The organism is Paraburkholderia graminis (assembly GCF_003330785.1).
In the GTDB taxonomy this organism is placed as follows: domain Bacteria; phylum Pseudomonadota; class Gammaproteobacteria; order Burkholderiales; family Burkholderiaceae; genus Paraburkholderia; species Paraburkholderia graminis.
In genome coordinates, this window is the sequence record NZ_CP024935.1 from 1146027 (window position 1) to 1160570 (window position 14544).

At 63.8% G+C, this 14544-nt stretch carries 15 protein-coding genes; 6 read left to right on the forward strand and 9 right to left on the reverse strand.

Annotated features, from left to right (window positions below; genetic code table 11):
* Nucleotides 1-94 precede the first annotated feature (94 nt).
* Nucleotides 95-796 (forward strand): YceH family protein, encoded by a 702-nt coding sequence (locus CUJ91_RS23345; protein WP_006047077.1) that lies wholly within the window; start codon nucleotides 95-97, stop codon nucleotides 794-796.
* A 10-nt stretch (nucleotides 797-806) separates the two neighbouring features.
* Here CUJ91_RS23345 and CUJ91_RS23350 read toward each other — a convergent pair whose 3' ends face one another.
* The 3 genes from CUJ91_RS23350 to CUJ91_RS34495 form a co-directional block, all read right to left on the reverse strand.
* Nucleotides 807-1325, reverse strand: a complete 519-nt coding sequence (locus CUJ91_RS23350) for an SLATT domain-containing protein (RefSeq protein ID WP_006047078.1) — start codon at nucleotides 1323-1325, stop codon at nucleotides 807-809.
* A 93-nt stretch (nucleotides 1326-1418) separates the two neighbouring features.
* Nucleotides 1419-2684 (reverse strand): acyl-CoA dehydrogenase family protein, encoded by a 1266-nt coding sequence (locus tag CUJ91_RS23355; protein WP_114157270.1) that lies wholly within the window; start codon nucleotides 2682-2684, stop codon nucleotides 1419-1421.
* Nucleotides 2685-2848: 164 nt separating this feature from the next.
* Nucleotides 2849-3019: a hypothetical protein gene (locus CUJ91_RS34495; protein ID WP_006047080.1), complete on the reverse strand. Its 171-nt coding sequence runs from the start codon at nucleotides 3017-3019 to the stop codon at nucleotides 2849-2851.
* 206 nt (nucleotides 3020-3225) lie between these two features.
* Here CUJ91_RS34495 and CUJ91_RS23360 point away from each other — a divergent pair, with 206 nt between their 5' ends.
* Entirely contained in the window at nucleotides 3226-3939 is a 714-nt protein-coding gene (locus tag CUJ91_RS23360; RefSeq protein ID WP_279635435.1) for a UdgX family uracil-DNA binding protein, read from the forward strand.
* A 19-nt stretch (nucleotides 3940-3958) separates the two neighbouring features.
* On the opposite strand, the gene CUJ91_RS23365 is transcribed toward CUJ91_RS23360, so the two are convergent.
* Nucleotides 3959-4867: a DUF72 domain-containing protein gene (locus CUJ91_RS23365; RefSeq protein WP_114158038.1), complete on the reverse strand. Its 909-nt coding sequence runs from the start codon at nucleotides 4865-4867 to the stop codon at nucleotides 3959-3961.
* Nucleotides 4868-4983: 116 nt separating this feature from the next.
* Between CUJ91_RS23365 and CUJ91_RS23370 the strand changes: the two genes are divergently transcribed.
* On the forward strand, nucleotides 4984-5292 hold the full coding sequence (locus CUJ91_RS23370) for a DUF6566 family protein (RefSeq protein WP_114157272.1): 309 nt from the start codon (nucleotides 4984-4986) through the stop codon (nucleotides 5290-5292).
* Entirely contained in the window at nucleotides 5292-5789 is a 498-nt protein-coding gene (locus CUJ91_RS23375) for a hypothetical protein (protein ID WP_006047084.1), read from the forward strand. Before CUJ91_RS23370 ends, CUJ91_RS23375 begins: the two co-directional genes overlap by 1 nt.
* A 25-nt stretch (nucleotides 5790-5814) precedes the next feature.
* On the opposite strand, the gene nosR is transcribed toward CUJ91_RS23375, so the two are convergent.
* The 4 genes from nosR to CUJ91_RS23395 all read right to left on the reverse strand — a co-directional run bounded on the left by nosR (nucleotide 5815) and on the right by CUJ91_RS23395 (nucleotide 9688).
* A complete protein-coding gene (nosR, locus tag CUJ91_RS23380; protein ID WP_006047085.1) occupies nucleotides 5815-7236 on the reverse strand; it encodes a response regulator c-di-GMP phosphodiesterase, NosR family in 1422 nt (473 codons plus the stop codon).
* Nucleotides 7237-7299: 63 nt separating this feature from the next.
* Nucleotides 7300-7902, reverse strand: coding sequence for a chemotaxis protein CheC (locus CUJ91_RS23385; protein ID WP_006047086.1), 603 nt, complete (start codon nucleotides 7900-7902; stop codon nucleotides 7300-7302).
* The gene (locus CUJ91_RS23390; RefSeq protein WP_053859110.1) at nucleotides 7895-8263 is read right to left on the reverse strand and encodes a response regulator; all 369 of its coding nucleotides are present in this window, start codon (nucleotides 8261-8263) and stop codon (nucleotides 7895-7897) included. The genes CUJ91_RS23385 and CUJ91_RS23390 overlap by 8 nt, the downstream gene beginning before the upstream one ends.
* 9 nt (nucleotides 8264-8272) lie before the next feature.
* A complete protein-coding gene (locus tag CUJ91_RS23395; RefSeq protein WP_114157273.1) occupies nucleotides 8273-9688 on the reverse strand; it encodes an ATP-binding protein in 1416 nt (471 codons plus the stop codon).
* Nucleotides 9689-9989: 301 nt separating this feature from the next.
* Here CUJ91_RS23395 and CUJ91_RS23400 point away from each other — a divergent pair, with 301 nt between their 5' ends.
* Both CUJ91_RS23400 and CUJ91_RS23405 read left to right on the forward strand, forming a co-directional pair.
* Nucleotides 9990-11132 carry a substrate-binding domain-containing protein gene (locus CUJ91_RS23400; protein WP_006047089.1) on the forward strand — a complete coding sequence of 381 codons (1143 nt, stop codon included), beginning with the start codon at nucleotides 9990-9992 and terminating at the stop codon, nucleotides 11130-11132.
* Nucleotides 11133-11181: 49 nt separating this feature from the next.
* Nucleotides 11182-12939, forward strand: coding sequence for an ATP-binding protein (locus CUJ91_RS23405; RefSeq protein WP_006047090.1), 1758 nt, complete (start codon nucleotides 11182-11184; stop codon nucleotides 12937-12939).
* Between the two features lie 3 nt (nucleotides 12940-12942).
* Here the strand turns inward: CUJ91_RS23405 and CUJ91_RS23410 are convergent, their stop codons facing one another.
* Nucleotides 12943-14517, reverse strand: a complete 1575-nt coding sequence (locus tag CUJ91_RS23410; protein ID WP_114157274.1) for an alpha-amylase family glycosyl hydrolase — start codon at nucleotides 14515-14517, stop codon at nucleotides 12943-12945.
* Between the last annotated feature and the right edge of the window lie 27 nt (nucleotides 14518-14544).

Genomic DNA, 14544 nt, shown 5'->3' on the forward strand with positions numbered 1-14544 from the left:
GTTTATCATAGTGCCCACAACCAGAAAAGTGCCGCCTCGCTGAGCGCGGCAAGGCGTTTCACCGATCACCACGGCAGTCATGCCGCTACACCACATGAATTCGACTCCCGATGTTCCCTCCCGTCCTTCGATCCGCGCGTTGACGCTGCTCGAGGGGCGCGTGCTTGGCGTGCTCGTCGAAAAACAGCACACGGTGCCCGACAGTTATCCGCTTTCGCTCAACGCACTGACGTTGGGCTGCAACCAGAAGACCGGCCGCTCGCCGGTGATGAACGCGACCGAAGCCGAAGTGCTGACCGCGCTCGACGGCCTCAAGCGGCTCAGCCTCGTCATGGAGGGCAGCAGCAGCCGCGTGCCGCGCTTCGAGCACAACATGAATCGCGTGCTTGGATTGCCGAGTCAATCGGCTGCGTTGCTCACCACGTTGCTGCTGCGCGGTCCGCAGACGGCCGCGGAATTGCGTTTGAACAGCGCGCGCTTTCATGGATTCGCCGATATTTCGTCGGTCGAGGCGTTTCTCGACGAACTCGCCGCGAACGATCCGCCGCGTGTCGTCAGACTGCCTCGCACGCCAGGCGAGCGCGAACATCGCTGGATGCATTTGCTGTGCGGCGAAGTGAACCTGAGCGAGTTCGCGCAGCCGGGCGGCAGCGCGGACGAAAGCGTGCCGCTCTCCGCGTTCGAGGCGCTGAAAGCCGAGCAAAAAAGACTCGCCGACGAAGTCAGCCGGCTGCAGGTGGTGGTGCGGCGCATGGCCGCCGAACTGGGCATCGACGCGAACGATCTCGATGCGTGAGCTTTGACGCTCAGGTGTCGGTGCCGCGGCGCGGATCGGTGGATAACGCACGCTGCGTGCGATAGAAATTGCGCGGCGGCACATTCGGCGAGTCTTGTGCGAGCCGGTCGAGCTCGTCGCGAATCGCGGTCAGATAGTGGCCGTCGCGCGCGTCGGGGTCGCCCGCGAAAACCGATTCGAGACGCCGCCGCACCGCGCCGTAACGCGCGCCCGCCGCGCGATGTTTTTCGGCGCGCTCCGCATACCGCAGATACGTTTGCAGCGCCGCCGACACCGCGGCGACCACGCTCACGAGCCCGACCAGCATCCTGACCTCGAACGAAACGGCGCTCGAATTCAGCGATGCAAACACGGCCGTGCCCACGAACGCGGCCAGTACGGTGACGAGCCAGCCCATCTGACGGTCGCGCGCGGACAGCAGATCGGCCATGTCGTAGTGACTCATCTGGGATTCGCGCGCGCGTCGGATCCATTTCAGCAGAAGCTGCTGTTCGTCGACCGGCGGCTCGTAGGCAGGCAGATTCTTCATGGGGCTCGTCAGGGCAGTGGCGTGCCGCGCTCCGCGCGCGTGCACCGATGACGTTACTGTGCCACATGAAGGCGCGGCCTGGAGCCGCGCGTGTCACGCCGCCTGCGCGGCCGGCCGCGCTATGCCGAAGCGCTCGTTGTGCGGCCTGCCGTTCAGATAGAAGTCGCCGATGGCGGCCTCGCGGATGATCGCCGGATTGTGCGACGCGAGCACGCGCGCATTGCGCCAGTAGCGGTCGAAGCGCCGCGTTTCGCTCGTCGCCGATGCGCCACCCACTTCGAACAGCAGCGTCGCGGCCTGCAACGTTTGCTCGATGGCGATCTGCTGCGCCTGGAAGGTCTGAATGTCGAGCCGGAAATAGGTCTCTTCGGTCGTGCGGCCTTCGTGCCGCGCGATCAGTACTTCGTCGATGGCCCTTGCGAGCGATGCACTGATGCTTTGCGTCGAATAGGCGAGGCTCGCGAGCCGGCCCACGACGCGTTGCACGAGCGGATTGTCGCGCGGACTCGATTCGCCTGGGATACCGAAGGTTCGCGTTTTTGCCTGCGCGAAGGCGACGGCGTCGCGCAGCGCGGCACGGCTGATGCCGGCCAGATTCGCGATGTGCAGCGCCTGATAGTACGACGTGAGCACGCTGTTGCGGCGCGGCGCCGACGCGTCATAGCGCCGGTACACGTTCTCGCGTGAGATGGGCACATGGTTAAAGCGCGTGGTGCCGCTGCCCGTCAGGCGCTGGCCGAAACCGTCCCAATCGTCGATACGTTCGAGACCCGGCGTGTCGGTCTTGACGAGCACGCGCAGGTCGCTTTCGCCGTCGTACGCGGTGACGTCGACCCAGTCCGCGTAGAGCGTGCCGGTGGTGTAGTACTTCTCTCCGTCGAGATGCCACGCGCCGTCGGTCTGCGTGAGACGCAGGCTGTTGTTGGTGACGGCGGTGCGTTCGGCCACGGCGCCGCCGATGATCTGCCCTTGCGCGACGCGCGTGAGCCAGCGGTCGCGCAACGCGTCGTCGCCATATTCCAGCAGCGATTCGATGAAGCCGCCATGCACGCGCAGGATTTGCGGCAGGTTCGAATCCGCTTCGCCGAGGCGCGTGACGAGGCCGAGGAACTCGCTCAGCGACACGCCGTCGCCGCCGTATTGCGTCGGTACGCGCAGCTTCGTATAGCCGGCTTCGCGCAGCCATTCGACGGGTTCGTAGGCAAGCTCGCGATGCCGTTCGCGATGCACCGCGCCTTCCGCGATGCGTGCGAAGACGGGCGCGAAGCGGCGCGTCAGCGCGTTGTCGTCGAAAAGTTGCGCGGCATCGGCAAGGTCGGCCGCATGCGGCGGGTTGTCGTGTGAAGAGGGCGCGGACATGGGTTCTCCGTATGGGACGCGCAATGCGCAATCCGGCAACGGTAAGACATACGGCGAGCGCGGAGCAACGAAGGATTTCGCTGATTCTTAGCAGGGAGAGAGGAATGGATTTGGCGCGTGCATGGACGGCACGCGCTCTGGACGCGTGCGCAAGTCCACTCCTGTCACGACCGATCCCGATTGCGCGCTCGCGTCGCACCGGTGATGACCGCGATGCCGAACAGAATCACGGCCACGATCGCGATGATGTGCTGCGCGACGTGCAGCGCCGTCAATCCCCACGCGACGCCGCCGATAAAAATGATCCATCCGACCAGGTAGATAAGCAGGGTCATCGTTTTTCTCCTTCTGTTGTCGGCTCATGGCGCCGGTTGCCTGCCGTGAAAAATTTACCGTGCGCTCCGATGGTTGCCTATGATGCCGCTAACGCAAGGGCCATCGGCAGGCTTATTCCCAAGCACATTGCGCGCCTGGCTTCATGATGCAGTGCGTGGCCAATCGTCGGAACGCGGCTTGCTTGCTTCGCGTGCATATCCGCCCCATGCAAAAACGCGAAGCGAGCAGCGCAACGCGACGAACTATGGTTACCACGAAGCGCACACCGAAGCGCACACCCAAGCGCCCACCATCCACGGAAGGCGAAGAGCCGGCCGCGCCCGAGGTCGATCCCGACCAGCATCCCGCGACGCTCGACGATTGCCGCCGCTGTCCGCTCTGGGCCAACGCGACCCAAGGCGTGCCGGGCGCGGGTCCGCGCCGCGCGCCGATCATGATGGTCGGCGAGCAGCCGGGCGACAAGGAAGATCTGCAAGGTTTGCCTTTCGTCGGACCCGCCGGCGCGTTGCTCGACGACGCGCTCGTCGAAGCCGGCGTAGGCCGCAAGGAAGTCTATGTGACCAACGCGGTCAAGCATTTCAAATGGACGCCGCGCGGCAAGCGCCGCATGCATAAAACGCCGGGGCAACGCGAGGTGGACGCGTGCCGCTACTGGCTCGATCAGGAACTCGAGAGCGTCGGCGCTCACGTGATCGTCGCCTTGGGCGCGACCGCGCTGAAAGCCGTGCTCGAAGATCCGAAGTCGCGCTTGCAGGACGCGATCGGCAAGGTCATCGAACACGGCGACCGGCTCGTGGTCGCGACGTATCATCCTTCGTTCGCCTTGCGTGCGCCCGATCCCGAGACGCGTCATCGCGCGTATGCAGCGATCGTCGCCGCGCTGCAGGACGCGAAAAAACTCGCGCAGCGGCGCAAATAGGCGCGGGCGTGGCGAACTCTCACGCCGCCGCTTGCTGCGCGTGCAGCCCGAGGCGCTCCATCAATCGTTGGGCGTCGAACGGCGCGTTGGTTTTGGCGTCGTTGTCGAAATAGCAGTACACGTCACGCGTTTGCGCGCGAGGCGGCTGCAGGGCCGGCGCGGCGAGACGCGCGTCGGCGGGCTGCGAACCCTGGCTCCACGATTCGATTCTGCGCGCCCATCGTTCGAGCGCCGCATCGGAGTACTCGCCAGAATACTTGGTCTCGGTGCCGTGCAGACGGATGTAGACGAAGCCCGCGCTGAGATCCTCGAACTGCGGCCATGCTTCAGTCGAATCCGACACGACGAGCGCGACCTTGTGACGACGCAGCAGCTTCACGAACGCGGGGTCGACGAAACTGTCATGACGCACTTCAATCGCGTGACGCAATTTGCGTTTGCGGTCGATCTCGACATACGGCGTCTTCACGCGCTGATCGTGCTGCTGCGCGAGCGCGAGCGCCGCTTCGGTATCGCGCGGCAGCAGGCTCAGGAAGCGCTCCATGTGCTCAGGATCGAAACGCAACGACGGCGGAAATTGCCACAGTATCGGCCCGAGCTTGTCCTTCAGCGCGAGCAGTCCCTGCGCAAAAAAATTCGCGCACGCGACGGTGGCCGTCTCGTCGCGAAAGCGCAAAAGATGCGTCAGATAGCGCGCGCCTTTCACGCTGAAAACAAAACCAGGCGGCGTTTCCGCGTACCAGTGCTGCCAACTGTCGAGCGATTGCAGGCTGTAGTGCGTACCGTTGATTTCGATCGTCTGCATGAGGCCCGATGCGTACTGCAACTCGCTGTCCTGCTTCAGGCCTTTCGGATAGAACGTCCCGCGCCACCCTTTGTAGCGCCAGCCTGAAATGCCGATATGAATCTCGCCGGATGTGCTTTTCACGTCGATGCCCAAATGTCTGACGTCTGTCTCTGAACCAGGGGTGCAGCAATGGCCGTGCCATCGCAGGGCACGCACGTTGCTCCATCCGCGTATCGGACGATGCATTGGAGGCACGCATGGCAGGCACGGATTTCCGCAGCACCGACCTACAGACGCAAAGCGACGGCACGATGCGCGTGACGCATCGCGGCGTGGATATCGTCGTCAGTGCGAAGCAGAACGATCGGGGCGCGTGGGTCGCGCGGATCGACGCGTCCGTGGACGGCAAGCCGTTCGCGCTGCCCGACGTCGAACCGGTCACACCGGAATGGACGACGCATGCGGAGGCGTTACGCGATGGCGTCGAACGCGGCTGCTATCTGGTCGAGCGAAGCAAGGCCGGTCACGGTCTCGAAGATTCAGCGCACGGATCGGGAGGCAACTGATGAACCGTCTCGCCAATCTCGTGTGCCGCGCGACGGTGTCCGGCACCGCAGCGGGCAGCGCCGCAGCCGTCGCCGCCGCCGCGCGAGCGCGCGCCGACGGCAGCACGCCGTACGCGCCGCTCAACGCCGTCACGCATTGCTTGTGGCCGCGCCGCGCGTTCAGCGAAACGGGTCCGAGCGCGCGCTTCACGCTGACGGGTCTCGCGATCCATCAGGCGTCGGCGATTTTTTGGGGCGTGCTGTTCGAAGGATTACTGGACCGCTGGCAGTGCCATGTAAAACGCCGCGCCGGTGTCGCGGACATCGCGGCGAGTGCGGTGACCACGGCGGCCGTCGCTTATACCGTCGACTATCACATGGTGCCGCGCCGTCTCACGCCCGGCTTCGAAGCGCATCTGACGAAGCGCTCGATGTTCTACGTGTATGCGGCGCTCGCAGCAGGTTTCGCGGCCGCCGCGCTGTGCCGCGGCAACGGCAACAGCAACAGCAACGAATGAGCTGACGTGACCTCATCCGGCCCGCTCACGCCACTTCCGCCTTCCGCACCTCCGCCGCGCGCTCGACCAGAATCACGAACGGCTCGCCCTCGTGGATTTCATAGCGGCGAATCTGCGTGACCTGCTCGGCGGACAGCACCTTGCCCTTGGTCATCAGCAGCGTGCCGCGCGACGTGCGCAGATCGTCGGCGAGTTTCATGCCTTCTTTCAGATGCGATGCGTCGACGCGGTCGGGCACGCCTTCCGGCGTCAATTCCGCGTGCTTCATCAGCAACTCGATGTACTTCTCCGCAATCGCCGGATCGTAACGAATGCCGCTTTGCGCGCGCACGGTCGAGATGATCTGCGCGTCGTTCATCTTTTGCGGCGCAATCACGCCGATGCGCAGATCTTCCGCATCGCGCGCCAGCGCAAGCACGCGAGCGCCGAGCGGAATCAGGCCGCCGAGCAGGCCATCCGGCGTGCCGCGTCCGTCGTAACGTTCATACTGATGGCGAATCATCGCCTGCACGCCGCTTAGTTGCGAGACCGGCGTGAGCGCCATCTGCCCATGCAACGGATGAAGCTGATAGAGCTTCGCTTCCTGCGGCTGCAGCTTGGCGATAGGCGTCTTCAGCAGCGCATCGGGCAGAAACAGCTTGCCGATGCCGTGCAGCAAGCCCGCCATCAGCAATTCGTTGCACGCGTAGTCGCTCAGGCCGAGCGCGGCGCCGAGCTGTCTTGCCGTCTCGCCGATTCGCGCCGAATGGCCGGGCAACCCGCAGCGCATTTCGACCATGTTCGCGCAGACCTTCACCATCGTCAGGAAGTTGCTTTTGAGGTCTTGTTGCGCGCCTTCGAGAAACATCACGGTCTGACGTATTTCCTCGGTGCGTGCATCGACCTCGCGCTCGAGTTCCATGTTGAACGACGAGAGCTTCTCGTTCTGCTCCTGCAACAGCGCGGCGAGCCGTTCGGTCTTGCGTTGCAGCGCGAGCTGTTCGAGCGCGCGCTGGATCGTGAGCAGCAGATCCTGGTCGTCCCACGGCTTGTGCAGATAGTGATAGACGTGGCCTTCGTTGACCGCGCGCACGACCGCATCGACTTCGGAATAGCCGGTGAGCAGAATGCGGATCGCGTCGGGCGCCATGCTGCGCGAGCGCGACAGAAACTCCGCGCCGTCCATGTTCGGCATGCGCATGTCGGAAATGATCACGTCGACGCGCGCCGATTCGAGCAGCGTGAGTGCTTCCGCGCCGCTGTTCGCGCTCAGCACCTCGTACTTCAGCGGGCGCAGCAGGCGTTTGAGCGACGAGATCACGCCGGGCTCATCGTCGACGAGCAGCAGCGTGGGGACTGTCGCGGGCGCGGCATCCGCAACGGCATCGAAAGAAGCGGGCAGTGTTTGCTGCACGGGTTCTTCGCGAGCGGGCTCGATGGAATTGCCGGTTGCCTGAAGCTCAGCCATGATTAACCTCGTGGTTAGCGCAAATAACAGCGCGTTTTACAGCGCGCTTTGCATCGGCCCGCATTACAGCGCTTCCAGAAAGTGGTCGAGCGCTTCCTTCATTCCGCGGATCGCCGCATCGGGCAGCAACAGCACCATGCGCGCGCCGAAGCCGCCTTGCTCGAGCGTGAAGTGAATCTCGAGCAGCAGCGCGACGTCCCAGCGTCCGCCGGGCAGCAGTCCGTCCTGCGTCTTCGTCGCACAAGGCAACAGCGTCGGTTGCGAGAAGCAGATGTGCCGCCCCAACTGCTCGAACACGCTTTGCACGCAGGCGCCGACCAGCAGGTTCGTGATGTCGCACAACACTTCGACTTCGGTGTCGGGCTCGCCGACGTCATGACCCATCAGTTGTTGCAGTTCGCGCTGGCCGTCCTTGCCGACCAGCACGATCGCCTCGCCGGATATGTCGGATTGAAACGCCTGGCGCACCGGCCGCAATTCGCTGTCGTCCTGTGCGCCGAGCGCGACGCGCAATTGCTCGACGCCGACGACGCGGATATTCGGCACCGACAGCGTGACGAAAGCGCCCAGCAGTTTGGCCAGTGCGGCGGCGGCCTTGCCCATGCCGACGTTGCAGATCTCCTGCAACGCGTCGCGCTGGTCTTCGTTCAGAAACTGTTCATTCATGGAGACCGTACTCCGCGAGAATCGGCCGGATCGCTTCGGGCGATACCGGCTTGGAAATGAAGCCGATCGCGCCGAGCGACTTCGCGCGCTCGACGGCGCCGCACTGCACGTCCGCCGACACGACGATCACAAACGTATCGAGGCCCTCGTGCTGGATCGCTTCGAGCACCTGAAAGCCGTTCATGATCGGCATCGTCAGATCGAGAAACATCACGGCGCCCTTGCCGGCGCGATACAGCTCGAGCGCGGCCGCGCCGTCCGACGCCTGGGTGATCTCGATGTCCCACTCCTCGGGCAGCGAGCGGATCAATAGTTTGCGGGCGAGTGTCGAATCGTCGACAACGAGTACAGGCAATGGCATAGGTCTACCTCATGTGGCTGCCGGCGACTGCGCCGGCAACGCGATTGCATCGAGCGAACCGCTTTGCGCGAGCGCATCGGTGTTGCTGTCTTCAGGCTGCGCTCCGTCGACGGGCAGCGTGACGCGGAAGGTGGTGCCTTCGCCGATGGTGCTCGCCACGGAGATCGTGCCGCGGTGCGCGTTGACGATTCCATAGGTCACCGACAAACCGAGGCCGGTCCCCTGGCCCACGGGTTTCGTCGTAAAGAACGGATCGAAAATGCGCTTCAACAGTTCGGGCGGGATGCCGCAGCCCATGTCGGCGACTTCGAACCACACGCGCGACGGGTCGGCCGCATCCATGCCGGTGCGCACGGTGATGGTGCCGCGCGGCGCGCCGTGCTGCTCGTGATTGCCGCCGTAAGCCTGCGCCGCGTTCACGACCAGGTTGAGCACGACCTGGCTGATCTGCGACGGAATGCAGCGCACGAATGGAATCTCCGCATATTCGCGCACGAGATGCGCGCAGTACTTCACTTCGTTATGGACGATGTTCAGCGTCGACTCGATGCAGCGATGAATGTCCGCGAGTTCCCATACCTGCGTGCTGTCCACACGCGAGAAGTCGCGCAGATCGACCACAATGGTGCGCACGCGCGCGAGTCCTTCCTTCGATTCGTGCACGAGCGTCGGTGCGTCGCCGAGCAGATAGTCGAGGTCCGCCTGTTCCGCGAGCGCCTCGATGTCATGCTTCAGTGCGGGCGCGGCTTCGCTCACCATGCGTTGAACGTCGGCTGCATAACGGATCAGCGTCTTCACGTAGCCGTCGAGTGTGTTCAGGTTCGACAGCACGAAGCCGACCGGATTGTTGATCTCATGCGCGACGCCCGCCGCGAGTTGGCCGATCGCGGCCAGCTTCTCCGATTGCAGCAATTGCTGATGCGCATGGGCGAGCGCATCGTTGAGCGAAGTAAGCTGCTGGTTGCGCACGGTCAGCTCGGCCAGCGCGTTCGTGACCGCCTTCTCGCGATCCTGAAGCTCGCCGTACGCAATGCACACGTCGGTCGTATCGACGATCGCGACGCCGACCGCGACCACTTCGCCGCGGCTGTTCTCGATCGGAATGAAGTTGCAGTTCTGGCGCATCGCGTCGATCGTGCCCGTGATCGGACGCGAATGCTCGAAGCGAAACAGATACGGCCGATGTTCCCACGACGAATAAGCCGGCGTGCCCAGCACGAACACGCCTTCGATCTTTCTGCTCAGCCATTGCCGCGGCAGTTCGGGAAACACGTCGAGCAGATTCTGGCCGACTACCGATTCGGCCGAACGCCCGCTATGCGATTGCATGAAGCGATTCCACGTCAGGATACGTAACTCGCGATCGACGGTGAAGACGCCGCAGTTCACGCGCTCGACAATAGCTTCCGACAGACTGGTTTTCACCGAAGAAATGGCCCGTGAAAAGACAAAGCATGCGGCGCTCTCTTCGCCGCCATGAATGAATTAACGGAAAGTAAGGGGCGGGCGCGGAGCGGTATTTACCCTGGGCCAAAGCGCATGCCACGTGGCGCAAAAGCGCAACGGCAACACCAACCGCAATGCAAGGGTTTCCCGTAATGCATGGCGTATCAAGCAGGCCGCGAATCCGCCGTTAACACGAGCAAGAGGAATGTCTCGCCTCGCACGCTCCGCATTGGGGAGAGCGCGCGGCGATGACGCATCGTTCGGCATATCGGGAGAATTCATGCGTTCACGCCTTGGGCTCACGGCCGCGTTGCTCGTGCTCTGCGGCCTGTGCATGCGTCCCGTATGCGGACAGAGCGCGCCGCAGCCCGCTCATCGCGCGACAGCCGACACCGCGCTCGACCTCGCCGCGATGCAGCGCGCCGTGGATAGCGCGAGCGAACCGGCGTCGCATTGGAGCGGCCCGAAGTCCGGGCCGTCGGCGGTGGCGGGCGCGAGCATCGCGATCATCAGCGAGGATCTGCGTAACGGCGGCGTGCTGGGCGTCGCGAAAGGCATCAAGGAAGCCGCCAACGCGATCGGTTGGAATACGCGTGTCTACGATGCGCACGGAACCGCTGAAGGCCGCAGCAAGGCCGTTGCCGCGGCGCTCGCATTGCAGCCGGACGGCGCGATCCTCGTCGGCGTCGACGCGGGCGAGATGAAGCAGGACTTACAGCCGTTCGCGGCGCGCCGCATTCCGCTCGTCGGCTGGCATGTCGGGCCAATTGCAGGCGCAATGACGAACAGTCCGGTCGCGATGAACGTGTCGACCAATCCGCTCGACGTCGCGCGCCTCACGGCGATGGCCGCGGTGATTCAGTCAGGCGCGCGCGCGGGCGTCGTGGTGTTTACCGACGGCAATTTCCAGATCGCAAGAGCCAAGACGGATGCCATGCTCGACGTGATTCGTGCATGCCGCGATTGCCGGCTGCTTGCCGTGCGCGACGTGGCGATTTCAAAAAGCGCCGAGCAGATGCCCGCGGTCACCGACGAACTGCTCGCGCAATACGGCAAGAGCTGGAACTACGCGCTGTCGATCAACGACATCTACTTCGACTACGCGGCGCCCGCGCTCACGCGCGCGGGCAACATGGGCCGCGGCCTGAGCATGCTGTCCGCGGGCGACGGCAGCGCGGCCGCTTTCCTGCGCATTCAGGCCGGCACGTTCCAGACCGGCACGGTCGCGGAGCCGCTCAACTTTCAAGGCTGGCAACTCGTCGACGAATTGAATCGGCTGCTCGCGCATCAGCCGGTCACAGGTTATGTGTCGCCGGTGCATCTGGTGACGGCCGCAAACATCGCGTTCGATGGCGGATTGCAAGGGCAGTTCGATCCTGGCAACGGCTATCGCAACCTGTATCGCGGCATCTGGAAGCGATAAAGGCGATGAACGCGCCGATGAACAAAACAACGCACCCGGAGCGCAGTTCATGCGACTAGCGGCGAGACGCCTGAAGCTGTTGCCGCGCTCATTGCGCCGGCAGTTCACGCTGGCGACGGTCGTGCTCACGCTGCTGATCGCGACGAGCGGCCTGACCGCCGTCTACACGCTGCGCGTGGCGACCAACGAGACGCGCCTGCTCGCCACCGGCGAACTCACGCGCATGCAGGCCGCCGACACGCTGGTGCAGCACACGTTGCTGATCGAGCGCGAATCGGCGCGGCTCGCGAGCACCGGTTCGCTCGATGCAATGCGTGCGAGCTACGCGGACATCATCAGGCAACTGCAACTATTCGACCGCCTGTCGGACCGGCTCGCCGCCGCCAATGACGACGACGTCAGCGTGCTCGACCTTCATCAGGCGAGCCAGTTGTTTCGCAACACGGTGAACATCGTCGCGCAGTTGCGCGAGAGCGAGTTGAGCGCGGCGATTGCGCATGCACCTAACATGGCGGATCAAAACAGCACGGCTGCGCGAGCCGATTCGCAAACCCTCGCCTCGCGCGATCGATTCAGCGACGGCCTGCGTCAGCAAGCGAGCGCAATGGTCGCCTCGGCGCAGCTTCAATCCGACCGATGCACGCAGGAGTTTCAGCAGGCCGTGCAGCGGCTCGCGGCAACGTCCGCGCGACACGAGCGCTGGATTACCGGCCTCGTTGCCGTGAGCCTGCTGTTTGCGTGGCTCGTCGCGCATGCGTTTCTCGGCAAGCATGTGCTCGCGCGGCTCGAAGTGGTCAGCAGCAATCTGCGCAGCGGCGACCCTGCCGATGAGCAGCACGTCTCGCGCATGGTGAAGGGCCGCGACGAAATCGGCGAAATGGCGCGCGCGGTCGAACAGTTCCAGGACGACCGGCGCCAGCTTGCGCATGCGTACGCCGCGCTGCGTGAAGAAAAGGCGCGTCAGGAAGCGCTCATCAACGAGCTTGCGCAAGCGCATAGCCAGTTGTTGCAGTCGGAAAAGCTCGCGTCGATTGGTCAGCTTGCCGCGGGCGTTGCGCATGAGATCAACAATCCGGTTGGCTTTGTGAATGCCAACCTCGGCACGCTGCAACGCTATATGGCGGACTTGTTGACCGCGCTCGCCGCTTATGAGCGCAGCGAGGCCGAGCTGATTGCGGAGTCGCGGGCCGCGCTCATCGAACTGAAGCGCGAGATCGACATCGACTATCTGCGCAGCGATATTCCGACGCTGCTCTCCGAATCCGTGGAAGGCTTGCAGCGAGTCAAGCGCATCGTGCAGGGCTTGAAGGACTTTTCGCATGTCGACAAGGCCGAGAAGCAGTGGGCCAATCTCGAGAGCAATCTCGACACGACGATCAACATCGTCTGGAATGAGCTGAAGTACAAGGCTGAGTTAAAGCGCGAGTTCGGCGCGATTCCCGAGCTCGAATGCATTCCGTCGCAACTCAACCAGGTATTCATGAATCTGCTGATGAACGCGGCGCAATCCATCGAAGGGCATGGGCACATCGTCGTGCGCACAGGTCACGACGAAACGAGCGTATGGATCGAAGTGGAAGACAGCGGACAGGGCATCAAGCCGGAACATCGCGACCGCATCTTCGATCCGTTTTTTACAACCAAACCGGTCGGCACAGGCACGGGGCTCGGCTTGTCGATTTCGTATGGCATCGTCAGGAAGCAGGGCGGGCGCATCGAGGTGCGCTCCGAAGTTGGGCACGGCTCGACCTTCAGAGTGGTGCTGCCGAAGAGTCCCGAAGAAGCGCTGGCCGCAAGCGCAGAATAACTATTACACCGACGCAATCAGCGCCTCGCCCGCAGCAAGACGATTCGCGCCTTGCCGGAGCGGCTGGCCGTCGCGGCCCGCAAATGTGGAGAGCAGCACCACGCCCTCACGCGATTCGACTTCGGCATCCGCTGCACCCATGTTCAGCGCAATGAACAAACGCTGGCCGCGGTGATGCCGCTCGTATGTCAGCACATCGCCATAAGCCGCGACGTGTTCAATCGCGCCTTGCACGAGCGCCGCATTGTTGCGCCGCAATTTAAGCAGCCGGCGATAAAGCGACAACATGCTCGACGGATCGCCGTTCTGGATATGCACGCTCGTCTCGCTCGCGACCGGTAACCATGACCTGCCGGTTGTAAAACCGGCGTTCGGCAGCGACGTGTCCCATTGCATCGGCGTGCGCTCGGGATCGCGTCCCTGGCCGATGCCAGGCTGGCGGATTTCAGCGGGGTCTTGCACCTGATCCGGCGGAATCACGCCATCCGTCATACCGATTTCATCGCCGTAATACAGCGTCGGCGTGCCGCGCAGCGTCAGCAGCAGCACCGCGGCCACGCGTGCCTGCGCGAGGCCCACGCGCGAAGCGACGCGCGGATTGTCGTGATTGCCGAGCACCCAGTTCGGCCATGCGTGTTCGGGCAGCGCGGTGTCGTAATCGCGGATCATGCGTGCGATTTCGCCGGCATGCCATGTTGCGTTGAGCAACTGGAAATTGAACGGCATGTCCGCGCCGTCGCCGTTCGCGCCGTAATAGCGGATGAGTTGCGGAACCGGCAAATAGATCTCGCCGATCAGCACACGCTGGCCGTATTCGGCGAGCGTGGCGCGCATCGAGCGCACGATGTCGTGCACTTCGGGCTGGTCTTCGGTGTACGTGTGCAATTGCCGGTGATGGTCGGGCTGACCCGGCTCATAGGCGGGGTTCGGCGGATTGTCGCGGAACTGCGCGTCCTTGATGAGAAGCCACAGCACGTCGACACGAAAGCCGTCGACGCCGTGATCCAGCCAGAACCGCAGCACGTCGTCCATCGCGCGGCGCACCTGCGGGTTGCGCCAGTTCAGATCCGGCTGTTCGCGCAGGAACGCGTGATAGTAGTACTTGCCGGTACGCTCGTCCCATTCCCACGCGGACCCGCCCATGCGGCTCTGCCAGTTGTTAGGCGGCCCGCCGCCGGGCGCCGGATCGCGCCACAGATACCAGTCGCGCTTCGGATTGTCGCGCGACGAGCGGCTTTCCTCGAACCACGGATGCCGGTCCGACGAATGATTCGGCACGAAGTCGAGCAGCACCTTCATGCCGAGTCCGTGGGCGCGGTCCGCGAATTGCTTGAAGTCGGCCAGAGTGCCGAACATCGGGTCGATGTTGCAGTAGTCCGCGACGTCGTAACCGAAGTCGGCCATGGGCGACGGGTAGATCGGAGACACCCACACTGCATCGACGCCCAGTTCGGCGAGATACGGCAGACGCGAGCTCATGCCCGCGAGATCGCCGATGCCGTCGCCGTTGCTGTCCTGAAACGAGCGCGGATAGATCTGATAGATCACGCCGCGTTGCCACCATGCCAGTTCCGACATTGCAAGTCCTCTCAACGATCGATTGTT

Bases quoted from the DNA above. Each gene is read 5' to 3' on its own strand.
- CUJ91_RS23345 (WP_006047077.1), top strand. From the start codon at position 95: ATGAATTCGACTCCCGATGTTCCCTCCCGTCCTTCGATCCGCGCGTTG.
- CUJ91_RS23350 (WP_006047078.1), bottom strand. From the start codon at position 1,325: ATGAAGAATCTGCCTGCCTACGAGCCGCCGGTCGACGAACAGCAGCTT.
- CUJ91_RS23355 (WP_114157270.1), bottom strand. From the start codon at position 2,684: ATGTCCGCGCCCTCTTCACACGACAACCCGCCGCATGCGGCCGACCTT.
- CUJ91_RS34495 (WP_006047080.1), bottom strand. From the start codon at position 3,019: ATGACCCTGCTTATCTACCTGGTCGGATGGATCATTTTTATCGGCGGC.
- CUJ91_RS23360 (WP_279635435.1), top strand. From the start codon at position 3,226: ATGCAAAAACGCGAAGCGAGCAGCGCAACGCGACGAACTATGGTTACC.
- CUJ91_RS23370 (WP_114157272.1), top strand. From the start codon at position 4,984: ATGGCAGGCACGGATTTCCGCAGCACCGACCTACAGACGCAAAGCGAC.
- CUJ91_RS23375 (WP_006047084.1), top strand. From the start codon at position 5,292: ATGAACCGTCTCGCCAATCTCGTGTGCCGCGCGACGGTGTCCGGCACC.
- nosR (WP_006047085.1), bottom strand. From the start codon at position 7,236: ATGGCTGAGCTTCAGGCAACCGGCAATTCCATCGAGCCCGCTCGCGAA.
- CUJ91_RS23385 (WP_006047086.1), bottom strand. From the start codon at position 7,902: ATGAATGAACAGTTTCTGAACGAAGACCAGCGCGACGCGTTGCAGGAG.
- CUJ91_RS23390 (WP_053859110.1), bottom strand. From the start codon at position 8,263: ATGCCATTGCCTGTACTCGTTGTCGACGATTCGACACTCGCCCGCAAA.
- CUJ91_RS23400 (WP_006047089.1), top strand. From the start codon at position 9,990: ATGCGTTCACGCCTTGGGCTCACGGCCGCGTTGCTCGTGCTCTGCGGC.
- CUJ91_RS23405 (WP_006047090.1), top strand. From the start codon at position 11,182: ATGCGACTAGCGGCGAGACGCCTGAAGCTGTTGCCGCGCTCATTGCGC.
- CUJ91_RS23410 (WP_114157274.1), bottom strand. From the start codon at position 14,517: ATGTCGGAACTGGCATGGTGGCAACGCGGCGTGATCTATCAGATCTAT.